The organism is Halobacillus trueperi (assembly GCF_003386945.1).
Classification (GTDB): Bacteria; Bacillota; Bacilli; order Bacillales; family Halobacillaceae; genus Halobacillus; species Halobacillus aidingensis.
Genome location: NZ_QUAE01000009.1, coordinates 44,986 through 63,353 on the forward strand (window position 1 = coordinate 44,986; position 18,368 = coordinate 63,353).

Here is an 18,368-nt window from a genome sequence, read left to right on the forward strand (position 1 = left end):
TTCGGTGGAGCTATTTCAATTTTATTCCTCCATTATTTCAATTCTATTACTTTATAAAGCATATAAACGACCTCAGATCTTGAGATGTCTTCCGTAGGTCTATAGGTCCCGTCTGGGTATCCATTAACAATTCCTGAGTCTTTCAGGGTGGTTACACTGTCGTAATAATAATCTTCTGTTGATATGTCCGGGAAAGATTCTAATTCCTTATCCCCCTCTATATTGAAAGCATAATGAATAAGAATAGCTACATCTCCGCGTGTAACCAAATCTTTAGGCCTAAATGTGCCATCAGGATATCCATTAACAAATCCAGCTTCAACCGCTGAGTCTATATATCCAGATCCAAACGTTTCTTTGGGGACATCCGAAAATCGTGTTTCTCTCTGTTCATTGTCTAAGTCCAGGATTCTACCGATTATGGAAACAACTTCTTCCCTCGTAATCTCTTTTTGTGGCATGAAAGAAGCATCTCTATATCCACTAATCCAATTGTTTCGAGCCATCAATTCAAGGGCTCCGCTGTACCAGCGGTCTCTTTCAAAATCAGAAAAAGGTGTGGTAGGTGCCTGGATCATCCCATGTCCGTAAATGTTATCTTTGCCACTCTCTCCAAGGTCCAAACTGTTATTGATTGCGATATTCAGCAGTTCGTCTTTATCGAACTCCGGGAACATTTCTTTGTATAAGGTCAAAACGCCAGTGACGTGTGGGGCCGCCATCGAAGATCCACTCAGCGTTTCATAACCACTCTGTTGATCTTCCGTAGCGATATAGGTGCTCTTTATGTTCATCCCAGGAGCCGTAAAATCAAGTGATGGCCCTCCATAGGTATAGCCGGAATCTGATTGGTCCTCTTCGACCGCCCCTACGCTTACGATCCCCGGATACCTGGCTGGATAAAGAACATCCGTCACATCATTGTATGTACATACATCTCTATTTCCAGAAGCAGCAACCACTATAATCCCTGCATCCTTCGCATCTTGCAAAGCTTGTTTCGTTAGATCAGATGGAGTGCAAGCCGTCAAACTTAAGTTGATGATATCCATTTCTTTTTCTATGGCCCATTCAATCCCAGCAAGTACAGAGCTGACAAGACCATTTCCATCCTGGTCCAATACTTTCACCGCATAGAGTTGTGCTTTAGGAGCTATCCCTATCGTTCCTTCATCATTATCTAAAGCTCCGATAATTCCCGCTACATGGGTGCCGTGCCCATTATCATCTACAAATGTCTCGTCTTCCACAAAACTTGCTCCACCAGTGACCTTTAAATCTGGATGATTTGTGTTAATCCCTGTATCAATGACCGCCACTTTCACTCCCTCACCAGTCAGGCCGAGGTGTTCAGATTTTTGTGTGCCTACACTTGTGTATCCCCATCCTTCTTGTTGAGCACTTACTTTCACCTGCTGGTCTTCCTCAATAGAAGTAACCGCCTCTTCGTTTTCAAATAATGGAAGATCGTCTTGGTTTACTGTTAGCGCTACTGCTCCTAACCGTTCATAATGATGATGAATTGAGTGAGGAATTTCATCCAAAAAGTCCATTCCTTCATCCTTTTCATATGTGAGAATCACTCTTTTTGGATCATCTATCTCGGTTGATGCAGTGACGAGGGATGGCGTTACAGCGACTACTAGAAAAGCGATCAAACAGACCTTTACCCATTCTTTCATTTAAGGACCTCCTATGAATATAATCTATGAAGCTAAAAAAAAAGAGAGCGGAACAAAATCCCGCTCTTCATTTATCAATCTCTCCAATTGTAATAATCAATGATCCCTAAAGCAATAGCTTGAGCCGCTTCTTCACGATAATGCTGGGTTTTAAGTTTTCTTGCATCATTATCGTTCGTAAGGAACCCGATCTCTGTCAAAACAGATGGTAGAGTGGTCGCTTTGATCACTCGATACCCTGCATTTTTGACTCCGCGGTTATTCATATCCATCGCTTTGTATAAACGATCATTGATGAATTTCGCCAGATGGTAACTCTTTCTTTCACGATCGGTCATGCCCGCCGCATAATAGAACGTTTCAACCCCTGTCGCACTGCTCATGAATGCATTGGCATGGACACTGACAAAAGCATCTGCTTTGCCTTTTTGAGCAATGGCTACTCGTCCATCCAGAGATGGATACCAGTCACTCTGACGTGTCATCACCACATTGATCCCAGAGTCTTTCAGATAATCACGGACCATCAAAGAAACATCCAAAACGACTTCTTTTTCTACTAAGCCGTTGGCCGATGCACCTGGATCTTTGCCTCCATGCCCTGGATCAATGGCTACGGTTTGAGGTGTTGCTTCTCCTGGTTTAGCGACAAGATAATAGGTGTGGACATAGCCTTTTAGTTCCCCGTAAGAAACATAAGCCCAGTCCCCTTCAAGTTTATGAACTTTCACGGCGTTGCCTGTCGTTAATTTTCCAACGATATCGTAATCAATACTTGGACCTTGACGTACATTTAAAGAATCCGCAGTTACGATTCTTTCTTCCAACACATCAAGTGTTTCATCTTTTGGCTCTTCTGGTTCTTGAGGTTCAGGTTTTTCTTCTGATGGTTCCTGAACAACGTAATCTCCGTTTTCGCTGATGGCCTTAGCAACTAAAATGGAGAACTCTTCTCTAGTCAGCTTATTATAAGGCTTGAATGTTCCATCCGGGTAACCGACAGAAATTCCTGCAGAAGCGATGGAATTGATTGCTTCATAGTAAAGGCTGTCATTCGCTACATCCGGAAAAGATTTCTTCGTCTCCCCTTTAATATCAAAAGCACGGGAGATGATAATGGCCATTTGAGCTCTCGTTACCGTCTCATTCGGGCGGAATTTCCCATCGGAATGTCCTGTAATGATTCCTTTTTCTGTGGCAGAAGCTATGTAACCTGAAGCATACATATCAGAGGTGACATCTGGAAAAGTCGTTTTTTGTTTTGTGTTGTCTAAATTTAAAGCACGACCAATCATTGCTGTAGCTTCTTGTCTGGAAACAGGATTTTTCGGCTTGAATGTACCATCTGTATAACCAAAGATAATCTCTTTTTCTATTAAAAGATTGATGTTCTCTTTAGATCGATCCGGTATATCACTTAATGTCTCCGCAGAAACTTCTTGAATCGGATGGAAAATGACCAGGGACAAAACAGAAAGGGCAAACAGCAGACTTCCAATTTTCTTCAGCATAGTAATTCTCATGCTCCTTCTAAATAGTATTTTAGATTGTCCATAATCCTCGCGTTCATTTTGACATTTGTAAAAATGACTCACCGACCACTCCTTTGTGGGTTCCTGTGCTATTTTGTAATTTTATGTAAACGAAACCAAATTTTTGTCTCTTTTTATATCGTTCACTATATCAAGGAATTACATCATACGAAAGTCTCATTTAATGATTTTTTGTAGAATTATAGATTTATTTATCATAAAAAAGGGTATTCTCTCCTTCTTTTGACCCCACTTTTCCAAAAATTCTTGAATTAAACTATTCATCCTGTTCATTATTTGATAGATTAATAGTGGTAAATAAAGGAGGATGGATTGTGAAAAAAATATCGTTACTTATGCTTTTTCTCCTCTTCTTCGCGTCTTTCGGCTCCGCTGTTCATGCCGAAGATGACATCACAGGAACACCTTTCGAAGAAGACTTAAGAGCATTAATTGAAGCCGGAATTATGACCGGGTACGAAGATGGTACATATCAACCAGAGAAATCAGTCACTCGTGCAGAATTTACTGTTTTTATTAACAAAGCTTTAGAATTGGATGAAACGGAACTGGATGTTTCTCCTGATCAGTTCAGTGATATCCAACCAGAAGATTGGTATTATGGCCCCATTTTGACAGCTTACAGCCAAGGGTTAATCAATGGGTATCCGGATGGGACGTTCCGCCCTAAAGAAATCATTTCCCGCCAGGATATGGCGGTCATGATTATGAATGCGGCTGATTCCAAGAATGTCATTTCTGAACGGAAAGAGTTAGCTTTTGAAGATAACGACAAGATCCGTGACTATGCCGTTGAATCAGTAGAACGCTTGACGAGCTTAGGGATTATCAGCGGTAAGCAGCACAAAGATGGAACATTGTTTTTCGCCCCTTACGATGAAACTTCTCGCGGGGAAACGGCTGCTGTGATCAATCGTTTACTGAAAGTTCTTTATCCACCTGTGGAGATGGATTTTAAAGTTGCGTCTCTTACTGAATTGGAAGATCCAGTGATTGAAGGCGAATATGAAACATACGAGGAAGCTGTGGAGAACGCTGAAGGCAATCAAGTCGTACTGAGTGGAACTAAGATTGTATGGATCTCTGATGGGACGGCTGTTTCAAATGCAGTAGCTACCCTATATACAAGTGAAGCTTTTTCTGCTCATGCCACATACATCGAGCCTGGAATGGAAGTCGAATTGTTAGACGTGAATCAAGGCTCACTGGAAGTTAAAGTTGCAGACACAGAAGGATATGTGAAAAAGGAACATTTCAACTTGATTCCCAAGCATTTGATCAAGAATGAAGGCTATTACTACAGCGAAAATGGAAACCTACACCACCGCATCTATTTTCCAATCACCGATACATTTAAGAGCTACATGTACGGTCCAGCTCCTTCTTTTATAGAAGCAGGAAGCAAGTATTATAGTGATAATGGAAATAGCTTTTATGACGAGAACGGAAACCATGTGGGGGAAGCTTATCAGTACTTCAACCGCATGCCATTGTACACAGAAACCAACTACACCGCTGAACAACTGAATGAATACTTAGAATATGGTCGTCCAGACAATCTACTAATCGGGACGGGAGAATCGTTCAAAAAGGCCGAAGAACTTTATGGCACGAATGCTCTTTACCTCATGGCACACGCTATCCATGAAAGTACATGGGGAACAAGTAAAATCGCCGTCACAAAAAATAATCTCTTCGGAATTGAAGCCTACGATACGGATCCCATGGGAAGTGCAAAATCTTATGAGAGTTATGAAACAGGCATTTTAGAAGCTGCTAAAGACTTTATTGTTCCAGGGTATTTCAACCAGGAAAATTGGAAAGCTAATGGAGCTCACTTAGGAAACAAGAGTTCCGGCATGAATGTCCGCTGGGCATCAGATCCTTATTGGGGACAGAAAATCGCTGGATTCATGTATCGAGCAGATGCCTATTTGAGCGAGAAATACGATACAGAGCCGGAATACGGTCAATATGAACTTGCAAAAACCATAACATCAAACGTCAATGTCCGTTCTACGCCTGAAACAGGGACAGACAACTTACTTTACCAAATGAAAAAACCTGCATCAAATGTGCAGATTCTAAACACCATAGAAGGAAATGGCACATGGTATGAAATCACGCCAAAAGCCTACAGTGACCATGATTATGAACAAGCTTTCGTTTACAGTCACGGTTACGGTGCTTATGGAACGAGCTTAGAGAAGCTCCCAATAGCTGAATAATTCCGACTACACGAAAAACGGGGAGTAACAACTATATGTTACTCCCCGTTTTATGTTATATTATGGAGAGCATGAACGTGTAAATTAAAGGAGTCACATCATAAAATGAAGCAGGTAAACATTTTAGGAATACCTTTTACCAACATGGACCATATCACCTTAGTCCAACAATTACAAAAACATATAGAAAACAAGGAAAAATCCTTCGTCGTAACAGCAAACCCTGAAATTGTTATGCGTGCTCATGATGATTCCTATTATATGGACTGCCTTCAACGAGCTTCCTATATAACTGCTGATGGAATAGGTATTGTGAAAGCTTCACAACTCTTGAAAGCCCCTCTTCCTGAGCGGGTGACCGGTTATGATATTATGATGGAATTCCTTGAAAAAGCGAACGAAAACAACTATCGAATCTATTTACTCGGTGCAAAAGAAGAAACGTTGCATCGAGCTAAAAAAAATATAAATATCGACTACCCGAATATCGAAGTGGTCGGCCATAGAAATGGGTACTTCACCTGGAATGATTCTTCCGTAGCGGAAGACATCAAAGAAAAGAAACCGGATATTGTATTTGTCGCTCTCGGCGTACCGAAACAGGAGCGATGGATCGCAGAAAACTTCTCTGACTTTGACCGGGGCGTATTCATTTGTGTGGGAGGAAGTATTGATGTCGTGGCTGGTGATGTAAAACGGGCACCCTTACGGTGGCAGAACATGAATTTAGAGTGGCTTTATCGCTTGCTCAAACAGCCGAGCCGATGGAAACGGATGCTTGCTCTGCCGAGATTTGCCTACCAAGTTTTCCGACAAAGGTCTGATTCTCAATCGTGAAACCTTCTACTTTTCTAAAAAGCACCTTAATATTAACGGTAGCTACTCTGCTATCAAAAATCTTAGGAAGTTTATTCCGTGTGCCTTTGCAAAATATTGCGGGAGACGAAGTTCTGGGGATTTTCAGTCTTGTCTATCCTGTTTACATGGTCGCTCTCATTCTTTCTGTAGCTGGAATCCCTATCGCTATTTCGAAGTTGATTGCTGAAGCACGAGCATCAGGAACAAAACAGGATATTTTTTATATTCAAAAGACTGCACGGATCCTCGGCTTGCTGCTGGGTGCATTCAGCCTGAGCCTCATCCTGCTCTTTTCCCGTTCCATATCCCAGCTGATTGGCGGTGTCTCGACAGAACCTGCTTTAATCGCTGTTTCCTTAACCTTACTCTTCGCCCCTTATATGGCTGTAGACCGGGGATTTTTCCAGGGGTATGAAGATATGAGACCTACAGCTGTATCACAGGTCATTGAACAGTTCATTCGAGTGATTTTTATTATCGGTGTTGCTTCATATATGGTTTCGCTAGGGTACAGCCCCCCTTACATAGCTGCTGGAGTGATGGTAAGTTCCCTATTAGGCGTACTCAGCTCCATGGCCTATTTAAAAACGCGACTATACCGTTCTAAATTGAAGGTTGACCAAAAGTACAACTATAATCTGAATACATTTAAAGTCTGGGGAAAAAGAATTCTGTCTGTCTCCCTGCCCATTGCCATAGGTACTGTCACTATGGCTCTTTTTAACGTGGTCGATTCACTCACAGTCCCGCATTTCTTACGGACGGAAAGTGGAAGCGAAACCACCTATTTGTATGGCATCTATGGCCGTGGACTCGCGGTCGTGCAAATCGCGACCGTTTTCGCAACATCTGTTGTGCTTCCGCTGATTCCATCACTTACCAAACATTTAGAATCAAAGAATATAAAGGAAGCAAGAAAACTGATCGAGACGACGCGCTGGGCGACACATGTGTTGTCATGGCCGGCAGCAGTCCTTCTTCTCACCCTAGCTGTACCGATCAACGTTGCACTTTTCACCAACGCTGAAGGAAGTCTCATGCTAAGCATTACTGGCTTTTCCTCTGTATTCATCTCTATGACTCTCGTTGGAACAGCCATTTTACAAGGAATGAATGCTTCCCGGTTAGCAGCGACAATCATTCTGTTCGGTACTCTAATCAAAGCAACAGCCAATGTCGTTCTCGTTCCTTTTTACAGTATTGAGGGAGCTGCATTAGCAACATTGATTACTTACATTTTAATTGTTGCTATCAATAACAGGATGATCAGGAGACTTGTCGAAGTTCCTGTCTTTCCGGCACACTTGTTGAAAATTCTGGTGATGTCTGTCCTGTTGGGGGGAATGACGGCGACCACTTACTTACTTGCTACCCCATTCGAATGGTCCAGAGTTTTCTCCTTTTCGTTCGTTGCCATGACCGGTTTACTTTTTGTAGTGGTTTACTGTCTATCGCTACTGAAGTTAAAGGCCTTCGACCATGAGATGATTCAGCATGTTCCTCTATTGTCGAAATGGCTTAAGTGATCGCTCTAGTTTAGTTGAAATTAATGATATAGAAGTTTTCTCCATACGTGTAAACAGGTGGAGGTTATTAAATATTTTATGTGAGTGGAAGAGGTGGGAACAATGAAAGTCGTACTTTCCGGTTATTACGGTTTCGATAATACAGGGGATGAAGCGATATTAAAGTCGATGATCCAACATCTGAGAACCTTCGACCCTGAAATCCAAATCATTGTTCTATCTCAGAGTCCATCTAAGACGGAAAGCGATTATGGAGTATCAGCCGTTAATCGATGGGATTATAAGGCAATCATTCGAACATTAAAGGAATCGGATGGCTTGATCAGTGGTGGTGGCAGCTTATTACAAGATGCCACCGGGCCGAGATCCGTCTTGTACTATACGGGAATCATGCATATGGCCAAATGGTTAAGGAAGCCTGTTATCATCTATGCCCAAGGGATGGGACCTATACGAAAACCTTTCCATCGACTGTTGGTTCGCATCGCTTTGAATGGGGTCACTGGAATTTCTGTTCGTGATATGAAATCAAAAGAATTCCTTGAAAGAATCGGGGTAAGAAAAAGCATTCATCTCTTCCCAGATCCCGTTTTCGGATACGACTACAAGGATATGGAGGAAGACCGAAATTCACAAAAACCTTTGATTGCTGTGAGTATTCGTGAATGGGGCGACTCAGATAAACTTGAAGAGAAGTTAACGAAAGTATTCAACGACTGTATGGAAAAAGGGTATCGGCTGCGCTTTATCCCTATGCACGGGGAATCAGATGAAGCCTTTTCTAAAAAAGTGGCTCAACAGTTAGACCAGGAGGTGGAGGTTCACCCCGGACACTTGTCAATCGATGAGAAATTGCACTTGTTGTCAGAGGCAGACGTATTGATCGGCATGCGACTTCATTCCCTTATTTTTGCAGGGGTTTGCTCTGTGCCGTTTGTCGCCCTTTCCTACGATCCTAAAATTGATGCATTGGCAGACCAACTCGATTTTCCTGTCACCGTCGATGTCAACGACCCGGGTTGGGAGTCTTCAGCCATTACGAAAGAAGTCGAGCGACTGTATGGAGATTTGCCCGCTCACAAAGGAAAGCTGGAACATACGGTTTCTACCTTATCGAGGAGAGCGAAGGAAACGGCCCGAGCGGCTTTGCATCACATCCAACAAAAAAAATAGAGAGCATCCTGAGTCGGATGCTCTCTATTTTTTCGTTTTCAAAACCTTCAACAAGAATGTAGGTAACTTGATTTGACGTTTGATCCTCCACGGTTCTTTAATGAGTCTGTACAACCATTCAAGACCGACTTTTTGGAAGGCAGCTGGTGCCCGTTTCACCCGTCCAGACAAAACGTCAAAAGAACCCCCTACTCCCTGGAAGACTTTCGCGTCCATTTCTTCCATGTGGTCGACAATCCAGTATTCCTGTCTAGGACTGCCTAGTGCCACAAAGACAATGTCAGGTTTTGCCTGATTAATGGTATCTTTTATATGATCCTGGTCTTTTTCATAACCATCGATGATGCCGGCTATTTTCAAGTCAGGATACATTTCTTTTAAACGATGACTGGCCTTTTCTGCTACTCCAGGCTTTGCTCCATATAAAAATACGGATTTTCCATGAAGGGAAGCTTGTTCGCATAAGGCGAGCAGCATATCAATACCGGTGACTCGCTCACGTATCGTACCGCCCGTCATTCTGGAAGCGATAAGAATTCCCACACCATCAGGAATCTGATAGGTGGCGGTATTCAACAAATGTAACAAGTCTGCATCCTTCTGCGCCTGCAATATTTTTTCAGGGTTGATGGCCACAATAAAGGACTTGCGGTGCTCATTAATATCCGTCATTATATTTTTCTTGAGCTGATCGTATGTGTAATTACTAACGTCAACCCCTAAAAACTTTTCCTTCATGTTTTCACCTAGACCCTTATCCGTTTTTTGAATCTCCCAAGCGCTTCGTTACGAATCCTGCATTTTTCCATTCATCTAACGATAACGCATTTTTCGTATCAAAGACAAGCCTATTTTTCATTTTACCTTTTATATACTCAGGGTCAAGTTGTTTAAACTCATCATGATCTGTGAGGATGACAAGAATGTCGGCATCCTTGAGCGCTTCGTCCATATCCTGTGTTTGGTTAGAAGCCACATTTTCTTTAATATGAGGGTCAAACGTAGTGAAACTGATCCCTTTTTCAACGAGTTCCATGATCACTTTAAGAGATGGGCTTTCCCTTTGGTCATCAATGTTTGCTTTAAACGAAAGACCGAACAAAGCCACTTTCGGATCGTTGATGAATTGTTCTTTCGATACCTGCTGAATTTGTTCAGCCGTATACGTCGGCATGTAATCATTCGTATTCCGGGACAGCTGAATGATTTTAGAAAGATCAGGTTCAATTTCTGCTAAGAACCATGGGTCAACAGCGATACAGTGTCCCCCGACACCAGGGCCCGGCGTATGAATGTTCACGCGTGGGTGGTAATTGGCCAGCTTGATTGCTTCCCATGAATTCACACCGATTTTATCACTAATCAGAGCCAGTTCATTGGCAAAAGCGATATTCACATCCCGGTAAGTGTTTTCAATGACCTTAGCCATTTCTGCTGTTGTGGCATCCGTTAAATGGATGTTTCCTTTAACAAACGACTCGTACAGCTCCTTCGTCATGATGGAGGACTTCTCGTTGATTCCTCCGACAATCCGGTCATTATCCACTAATTCCTGGAAGACCTTCCCTGGGATGACTCTCTCTGGTGAGTGAGATACGAACAATTCCTCACCGATAGAAAGCCCTGTTTGTTCTAAGACTGGAATCATGACATCTTCTACCGTTCTTGGAGGGACCGTCGATTCCAGGATCACTAAGTTTCCTTCTTTCACAAAAGGTACAATTGCTTCTGTCGCTTTCCTGACGTAATCAAGGTTCGCCGTTTTATCTTCGCGGATCGGAGATGGTACAGCAATGACGAAGACATCTGCTTCCGTAGGTTCTACCGAAGCTTTGAACAATCCAGCATCAACGGCTTCTTCCAACCGTTCCTGCAATCCATTCTCTTCTATATGAAGTTGTTTATTGTTGATCATTTCTACTGCTTTATGGTTGATATCCACTCCATGAACTTTATGGCCGTGAATAGCAAACATTACTGATGTGGGCAGCCCGATATAACCTAACCCGACAACACATAATGACTTCTTCATTCCAATACTCCCTTTCTCTTCCAAACATTCCTGCTGATCATCTTAACCAGATGCACTCACGATTGGCCGGTAATCCTTAAAAGGCGACCTGATGTGGATGAATTGTAATGATTTGTTCCATGATAATATAAAAACATAATTTCCTATGTAGAAATTAGTTTATTCTTTGAATATCTTTGTTTCGATTATGCTTAAAAGCGCTTTGTTTATATTATTCGTTTCTTCAGCCGGTTTGTGACGTTCCATTCAGACATTCATACTATTCTGTTTATTGCGAATAATCCCTTGTTTCCATTACTCGTATTATCTGTTTACACGAAGCATTCTATCCTGTAGATTCAAGGGAATTTGCAATTATGATCATGTATTCACAACTATTCATTATACTTGTTTTTCCCTTCGAGCATCAACATAAATTTCGACTTCTCAACGCCGTTAGACAAGTTCGATCATTTATAGACAGCTTCCATGTAATGGTTTATACTTCAATGTGGCTAAACCCATATTCAAGGAAACTTACTGAGGTGTTATTCATGTCGAAATTATTAAACAGAGAACTGTTCGAAAAGCTCTTATTGATCTTCATCATCATACAGCCAATACTAGATATTTTAACATACTTTTCAATGCAAGCGTTGAATGCGAGCCTGACAATCGGCATAATCGTCCGAGTCCTTTTCATGGCCGCTTCCCTCTGGTTTATCTTCTTTGGTAATTCCAGCCGCTTAAAGAAATACGTCATTACTTACTTAATAGCCTTAGCCGCTGTGCTCACGATCGGATTGATTTATAACTTTTTTGCAAAACCGATCTTTAATCCGTTCCTTGAACTGCAGTTCCTGGCAAAAACCGTCTACTTCCCGATTATGCTTGGTGCATATCTGTTATTGTTTACCACGTTAGATAAAACGTTAATCGTACGTATGCGGATCATGAAATCCATCACGATTGCAATGGTCATCATCGCTGTCAGTATGTTCCTTGCCATCCTTACAGGAACGTCCTCAGAAACGTATGAATGGAGCAAGTTCGGATTCAAAGGCTGGTTCAACTCCGGAAATGAAATCGGCTCGATCATCGCCATCTCTTTCCCGTTGGTTTATATCTATACGTTGAATAAAGTCGATCATCTTAAAAAACTGTATTACTTTATCCCGATGATCTTCATTGCCCTTGTTTCCATCCTTCTCGGGACGAAAGTCGGTTTCTTCGCCGTCTTAGGAGCTTCAGTCATTGTCTTTGTGAGCTATCTTATTTATTGGTTGATTTCAAAAGTGAAAGCAACGACAAAAGAATCTCACCTGCATTTACGATTGATCAGCTCTCTGATCTTTTTGATTCTATTCTTGGTTGCTACACCTTTCTCTCCGACGTTCTCGAACGTTTCAGGAGATGTCGGTCAGATCAATGAACAAAGAGAAGCCACTGAAGACCCTGATCAAGATGGAATTGAAGAAGGAGCCGGTGAGGATCCTTCAGGAGAAGAAGGAGATGGAACCAAAGGCGGAGATGATGCTGCTGCAGCCCTTGGCGAGCAGGCACTGATTGAATCTCCTATCCTTAAAATCATCTTGAGTTCACGGAACATTTATTTCGCTCACATCTACGGCATGTATGAAGAAGCAGATGTTGTACAGAAGACCTTCGGAATGGGGTACGCGGGAAATTATGAGGACATTCGAAAGTTGATAGAAATGGATTTCTTTGACCTCTTTTTCTCTTTCGGTATTCTAGGAATTCTTTTAATCCTTGCACCATTCTTAATTATCGCTGGCCTGTTCTTGAAGCTGCTCTTTAAAGCACCGGGAGAAATGTTACATCCACAAAACATTTTGATCTTACTGTCCATCGGATTTGGTACGGGAATCGCGTTTTTAGCAGGGCACGTGCTCTACGCCCCCGCGGTAAGTATCTATCTTGCCATTAGTATCGTATTGTTATTGACGAATATGCTTCAACTTAATAATCGCTTGCGCAAAGCTTAACGAGTGTGAGGACTCCTATTTCAGGAGTCCTCACTTTCTTTCATCTGTTATAATGTGAAAGCAATACACCTTGAAAGGAAAGAAAACTATGACTGTCAGACATTATCAGCCTGGAGATGAAAATCAGATTCAGGAACTTTTCAAGAAAACATTTCGTCAAGATCGCTCCCTCCAGTCTTGGAGTTGGAAATTTATAGATAACCCAAAACAAACGGAGCCGTTTATTCTCTTGTACGATGAAGGTGGCAAAATTCTCGGCCACATTAGTTTATGGATAACTGAAGCCTATATCGGCGGAAAGAAATCAAAGGTTGGGCTGCGAGCCGATACGATGGTGGATCCTGAAGCCAGAGGCAAAGGCATTTATAAGAAATTAAACGATTCTTTGCTCGTCGAGGCTGAACGTGTGGGCATAGACTATCTCTATGGTTTCCCTGCCCCAAAAGCCAAAGAGTTGTTCCTACGTTATACTGGAGCTCATCATATGACTGACATGCCTCGCTGGTTGTTTATCCAGCAGCCTTTTTCGCTTTTATCAACAAAAGTAAGTCCTTTGAGTGTTTTTAAACCCTTCGATAAGATCTATAAAAAATTCAGAGGGCCTAAAAGAATAGACAGTGATTATACGTTCAAGAAAATCAACAAGTGCGATCACTCCTTTGACCGCCTTGCCGATCAAGTAAGAGACCATTCACACGTTGTGGTAGTAAGAGATTCCGCCTACTTGAATTGGAGGTATCATGACCACCCGGAAAACACCTATGACATGTACGGTTTATATGAAGGCGAAGAGTTAAAAGGATATGTGGTAACGACGAAGGAAGAAGGGAAATTCACAAACGGATTCATCGTGGATTGGCTTGCCCTTCATGATGATGTCTGGCCATTGCTTCTGCAACAGGCTTTTCTCAATCTTCACGATGCCGATATCATCCAGACCTGGTGTTTAGAACACTCCCCACCGGTTAAGGCGTTGAAGAAACAAGGATTTGTCCATAAAGACAGTCCTATGCCCCTTGTTGGTAAAGAAATTTCCGCCCATACCGTCGGGTTGGAAAATCCAGAGAAGTGGTTTATTACTCCTGGAGATGTGGACTCCTTTTAAACGAACCTAAAAAAGTCTTGCTGACTTCTGTCAGCAAGACTTTTTTTAATGGTCTTTCTCTTTCTTTTTTTCATTTTTCGTAAAGAGGTCAATAAGCGGGCGCTTCCCTCGATACACGACCCCAGTCATTTCCGCAAATAAGTGAAGCAATAATAGCAAAACGAACGTGATGATCAAAGAGATACCGAAAGACGTTAAGGAGAATAATAGAGCTAAAAACCCGAATAATGCACTGAAGGCATAAATGATAAGCACAGTGGCTCGATGACTAAAGCCCGCAGCTAAAATTTGATAGTGGATGTGTTTATTATCCGGCATCATGATTTTCTGTTTGTTGATGAGCCTTCTTAATATGGAAAAGAGTGTATCGAATACTGGAATGGCCAGAACGATAATCGGAATCACAAAGCTGAACAGGGTAACGTTTTTAAATAAGCCAACCATTGAAATGACAGCCATCGAATACCCTAAGAAAAGAGAGCCGGTATCCCCCATGTAAATGCGTGCTGGATAAAAGTTATGGAAAAGGAAGCCAATATTGCTTCCGATTAAGACAATACATAGGTAAACAATAGCCACTTGCGGTTCAATGGCCAGCGCCATAACAGCAATGCTGATTAAAGAAATGGTCGACACACCAGCCGCAAGGCCATCGAGTCCATCAATTAAGTTGATCGCATTCGTAATTCCAATGATCCAGAAGAATGTGAACAGGATACTGATGGGCTCGTTTAATGTCACCATTCCAATAAAAGGGATGCTCAATACATCTATTTTCAAACCCGCAAAGATGAGAATAGCCGCAGCTAAAACTTGTCCCCCAAGTTTCATGATCGGGCGTATTTGAAAACGATCATCAAAAAGCCCTGTCAACACGATGATGATGGCCCCGATGCAGATGGGAATGATGTAAGGCAGATCCGGACGTATGAAAAGAATCCCCGCTGCAGCCCCTCCAAATATGGCAAGCCCCCCCATCCGAGGAGTCACTTCTTTATGTATTTTCCGTAGTTCTGGATAGTCCATCATCTTCCATTTCACCGCTAGCTTCATAACCGGGAAGACGAGCAGATAACTGACGGTCATGGAAAGTAAAATCGCTATTGTCATTTCTACATATATGTTCATAAAAATCCTCACTTATTTTTAATATTTACGTGATTTTGGCGGTTACATTATATCATACGGATGCAACCATCATGTCGTTTATTGTAAAAAATTATCTATTTTCCAATTTCACAGGAGAATTTGAGCATGTACCTCTTCCTACTGTATGTTACAATATTCTTTGTGCAGAAATATTTGAAACATTATTTTCCATTATGGAAAGGAGAAAAAAGAACTTATGAAGGTTCTTATCATTATACCAGCTTATAATGAAGAAGATTCGATTTATGATACCGTTCAAAGTGTAAAAGCATCGACGAACTACGACTATATCGTTATTAATGACGGTTCAAAAGACCGTACCCCATATATTCTCGAAGAAAATGGCATCCATCACCTGACCCTTCCTAATAACTTAGGAATCGGGGGAGCCATGCAAACCGGGTACAAGTATGCGTTAAGGAACGGTTATGATTACGCGATTCAACTGGATGCCGATGGCCAGCATAACCCTGTAGATTTGAGAAACTTGATAGATGAAATTGAAAATACAGGGTATGACATGATCATAGGTTCCCGATTTGTGGAGCGCAGTGGTTATAAAGGCAGCGTCACAAGAAGAATTGGAATCTATTACTTTTATGCCATGCTTAAACTACTTGCTAGAATCAGAATTACCGATCCGACCTCTGGTTATCGAGTAGCTAACCGAAGAGTCATTGCGGAATTTGCCAATCATTATCCTATTGATTATCCAGAAGTGGAAGTGTTGGTTCATTTGACGAAAAAGAATTTCAAAATCAAAGAAATTAAAGTTGAAATGAACAACCGACAGGGAGGGCAATCTTCCATTACTCCCGTCAAGTCTATTTATTATATGACAAAAGTCACATACTTCTCTTTAATCAGGTCGATATTTTAAGGAGGACATATGAGCATCGTACAAATCATCGTTATTGTCTCAGCTTTATTCTTTTTCGCACAAGTGATGTACTTCACTTCCAAAAATAAATTACAAGATCAACAAGCGTTTATATGGTTGATGTTTGCAAGCATCGGTGTCTTACTGGCATTATTTTTGGATAAAATTAATCAGCTCGCTGGTTCCATCGGGATTGCTTATATGCCATCCCTTATTTTCGTACTCGCGTTCTTAATCATCTTGAATCTATTAATCTTTCACACCATCAGTCTTACGAGACAACAAAACAAAGTTAAAAATTTAACTCAGGAATTAGCTTATTTAAATAAAGAAATAAGAGAAATAAAGAAAAATCAACTCAAAGGATAGATGTTTTAAATGGGAATCGTGAACTTTGGTTTAATCTTTTTGAACACCCTTGTATTAGTTTCCGGACAATTCTTATGGAAGTATGGCCTCATGCAGAAAGAAGTCAACTTTCAAAATATCAGTGAAATCATTTCATTATTTTTATCACCTTTTATCATTGGAGGACTGACTCTATACGGATTTGCAACCGTCCTTTGGTTGTTTATCTTAACAAGAGTCCCACTCAGTGTAGCTTACCCTATTCAAAGCATCGCCTATATTCTTGCTGTATTTGGCGCTTATTTTATCTTTAATGAACCTCTTTCTACGACTAAAATCGCCGGTGTCCTATTAATCATGATCGGGGTTTCACTGATCGGTTTCTCCAGTAACAGCATGTAAGGAGCACGACATAATGATTTCTTTTTTTAAACGATATCAAAACCACTTCATCTGGGTAATTGTGGGACTAGCATTGGCCATAAGGTTAACTGCTCTGTTCAATTACGGATTGTCTCTTTTTTTAAACAGTGACGATGCTGGATATATCTCTAGTGCTGTTACATTTCTTGAAACGGGTATGCTTACCTATCATGACCCTACACATCCGACCGTCCACATCATGCCCGGCCAGACAGTCTTGTTAGCAGGCGTCTTCTTTTTCCTTGGCCATGGAGATGTAGGCATATATGCTGCTAAAACCTTATTCATCCTATTAGGTACATTGAATGTGTATCTCGTTTATTGCCTTGGCAAGTACATAACCAATATCAAGGTCGGACTTTTAGCCGCCTTTTTCTTAGCCATTTTTGTACCCCAAGTTTTGACGGATAATTTATTGTTGACGGAAACACCATTTATGACCTGCTTGCTCGGTCTCATCTATTTTTCCATTAAATTAGCCAATGAAAAGAAAATGTCTCAATTCTTTCTTGTTATGCTTTTTTACGTGAGTGCAATCATGTTTAAAGCTACGATCGCTTTATATCCATTTGTACTGCTCATCTATCTCATCACTAAAAAGTACCCATTCAAACTAGCGGTAAAACAAGCGCTGATCGCGATTGGTATTTTACTCATCACTCTCGGCCCATGGTGGGTCAGGAATTATATCCATTATGATGAGTTCATCCCACTCACAGGTGGTTCTGGGAACCCTCTTCTTCTAGGAACCTACCAGGGACATGGATATAATATTGGCGAACCTTATGAAAAAGTCAAACAAGAGATTAAAGATATGGACACTGAACATGCCTACGAAAGATTAAGTCTGCAAAAAGAAGCAGCCATAAAAAGAATTAAAACATGGTGGGAAGAGGACCCAAGGCTGTTTTTAAAGTCTTATATCGAATTTAAAACCATTCATCAATGGGAAACTCAATTTTACTGGATTGAAATTTTCAACATAAGCAAGGAACTGATCGATAAAATCCAAGTTTGGATCATGTACTTAGGATTAGCTTCCTTAACGGTCTTCTTCATGCTGCGAGAAGGGAAAAGGGAATACATGTTTTTGCTATTGCTCATTCTCTACACGACAACCTTAAACAATATTTTCTTTTCCTATGACCGGTACAACCAACCTTTCATGTTCATAATATTCTTATTCATTGCAGGTTTTCTGACCACATCCATTCAATTGCTTAAGGAAAAAGCATTTCCCGTAAAGCCGCAATAAAAAAAGACGTCCACGAAGGGCGTCTTTTTTTATTCTTGAAGCTGCTCTATTAATTGATCAATAACTTCTCTAGACGATAGCAATTCAGCATTTTCTGTTCTTTGAATAATGTTCTGTAACACTTCTTGTAAATTATCCATGCTACCCACCTTTTCTTTTCTCTTAATCTCT

15 protein-coding genes are annotated in these 18,368 nt (G+C 41.2%); 10 read left to right on the forward strand and 5 right to left on the reverse strand.

Annotated elements, in window-relative coordinates; translation table 11 throughout:
- Window positions 1–32: 32 nt before the first annotated feature.
- Together DYE48_RS12255 and DYE48_RS12260 are read right to left on the reverse strand one after the other, a co-directional pair.
- Window positions 33–1,682 (reverse strand): S8 family peptidase, encoded by a 1,650-nt coding sequence (locus DYE48_RS12255; protein WP_115823891.1) that lies wholly within the window; start codon window positions 1,680–1,682, stop codon window positions 33–35.
- 74 nt (window positions 1,683–1,756) lie between these two features.
- Window positions 1,757–3,193, reverse strand: coding sequence for an N-acetylmuramoyl-L-alanine amidase (locus DYE48_RS12260; RefSeq protein ID WP_167449508.1), 1,437 nt, complete (start codon window positions 3,191–3,193; stop codon window positions 1,757–1,759).
- Window positions 3,194–3,549: 356 nt separating this feature from the next.
- Here DYE48_RS12260 and DYE48_RS12265 point away from each other — a divergent pair, with 356 nt between their 5' ends.
- The 4 genes from DYE48_RS12265 to csaB all read left to right on the forward strand — a co-directional run bounded on the left by DYE48_RS12265 (window position 3,550) and on the right by csaB (window position 9,020).
- The gene (locus tag DYE48_RS12265; RefSeq protein ID WP_115823893.1) at window positions 3,550–5,463 is read left to right on the forward strand and encodes an S-layer homology domain-containing protein; all 1,914 of its coding nucleotides are present in this window, start codon (window positions 3,550–3,552) and stop codon (window positions 5,461–5,463) included.
- A gap of 105 nt (window positions 5,464–5,568) precedes the next feature.
- Entirely contained in the window at window positions 5,569–6,300 is a 732-nt protein-coding gene (locus tag DYE48_RS12270) for a WecB/TagA/CpsF family glycosyltransferase (protein WP_115823894.1), read from the forward strand.
- On the forward strand, window positions 6,297–7,847 hold the full coding sequence (locus DYE48_RS12275; RefSeq protein WP_115823895.1) for a putative polysaccharide biosynthesis protein: 1,551 nt from the start codon (window positions 6,297–6,299) through the stop codon (window positions 7,845–7,847). The genes DYE48_RS12270 and DYE48_RS12275 overlap by 4 nt, the downstream gene beginning before the upstream one ends.
- A gap of 102 nt (window positions 7,848–7,949) precedes the next feature.
- Window positions 7,950–9,020 carry a polysaccharide pyruvyl transferase CsaB gene (gene csaB, locus DYE48_RS12280; protein ID WP_115823896.1) on the forward strand — a complete coding sequence of 357 codons (1,071 nt, stop codon included), beginning with the start codon at window positions 7,950–7,952 and terminating at the stop codon, window positions 9,018–9,020.
- Window positions 9,021–9,044: 24 nt separating this feature from the next.
- Here csaB and DYE48_RS12285 read toward each other — a convergent pair whose 3' ends face one another.
- Both DYE48_RS12285 and DYE48_RS12290 read right to left on the reverse strand, forming a co-directional pair.
- On the reverse strand, window positions 9,045–9,758 hold the full coding sequence (locus tag DYE48_RS12285; RefSeq protein WP_115823897.1) for a WecB/TagA/CpsF family glycosyltransferase: 714 nt from the start codon (window positions 9,756–9,758) through the stop codon (window positions 9,045–9,047).
- 16 nt (window positions 9,759–9,774) lie between these two features.
- Complete coding sequence (locus DYE48_RS12290) at window positions 9,775–11,052, reverse strand: nucleotide sugar dehydrogenase (RefSeq protein ID WP_115823898.1); 1,278 nt, start codon at window positions 11,050–11,052, stop codon at window positions 9,775–9,777.
- Window positions 11,053–11,585: 533 nt separating this feature from the next.
- On the opposite strand from DYE48_RS12290, the gene DYE48_RS12295 reads away from it, so the two are divergent.
- A complete protein-coding gene (locus DYE48_RS12295) occupies window positions 11,586–13,037 on the forward strand; it encodes an O-antigen ligase family protein (RefSeq protein ID WP_167449509.1) in 1,452 nt (483 codons plus the stop codon).
- An 88-nt stretch (window positions 13,038–13,125) separates the two neighbouring features.
- Window positions 13,126–14,142 (forward strand): GNAT family N-acetyltransferase, encoded by a 1,017-nt coding sequence (locus DYE48_RS12300; protein WP_115823900.1) that lies wholly within the window; start codon window positions 13,126–13,128, stop codon window positions 14,140–14,142.
- A gap of 45 nt (window positions 14,143–14,187) precedes the next feature.
- Here the strand turns inward: DYE48_RS12300 and DYE48_RS12305 are convergent, their stop codons facing one another.
- Complete coding sequence (locus DYE48_RS12305; protein WP_115823901.1) at window positions 14,188–15,270, reverse strand: glycosyltransferase family 4 protein; 1,083 nt, start codon at window positions 15,268–15,270, stop codon at window positions 14,188–14,190.
- A gap of 217 nt (window positions 15,271–15,487) precedes the next feature.
- Here DYE48_RS12305 and DYE48_RS12310 point away from each other — a divergent pair, with 217 nt between their 5' ends.
- The 4 genes from DYE48_RS12310 to DYE48_RS12325 are packed head-to-tail and all read left to right on the forward strand — an operon-like array spanning window position 15,488 to window position 18,197.
- The gene (locus tag DYE48_RS12310; RefSeq protein ID WP_089651965.1) at window positions 15,488–16,171 is read left to right on the forward strand and encodes a glycosyltransferase family 2 protein; all 684 of its coding nucleotides are present in this window, start codon (window positions 15,488–15,490) and stop codon (window positions 16,169–16,171) included.
- Between the two features lie 9 nt (window positions 16,172–16,180).
- Window positions 16,181–16,540, forward strand: coding sequence for a DUF2304 domain-containing protein (locus DYE48_RS12315; RefSeq protein WP_115823902.1), 360 nt, complete (start codon window positions 16,181–16,183; stop codon window positions 16,538–16,540).
- A 9-nt stretch (window positions 16,541–16,549) separates the two neighbouring features.
- On the forward strand, window positions 16,550–16,921 hold the full coding sequence (locus tag DYE48_RS12320) for an EamA family transporter (RefSeq protein WP_089651967.1): 372 nt from the start codon (window positions 16,550–16,552) through the stop codon (window positions 16,919–16,921).
- A gap of 13 nt (window positions 16,922–16,934) precedes the next feature.
- Window positions 16,935–18,197: an ArnT family glycosyltransferase gene (locus tag DYE48_RS12325; RefSeq protein WP_115823903.1), complete on the forward strand. Its 1,263-nt coding sequence runs from the start codon at window positions 16,935–16,937 to the stop codon at window positions 18,195–18,197.
- Window positions 18,198–18,368: the final 171 nt, after the last annotated feature.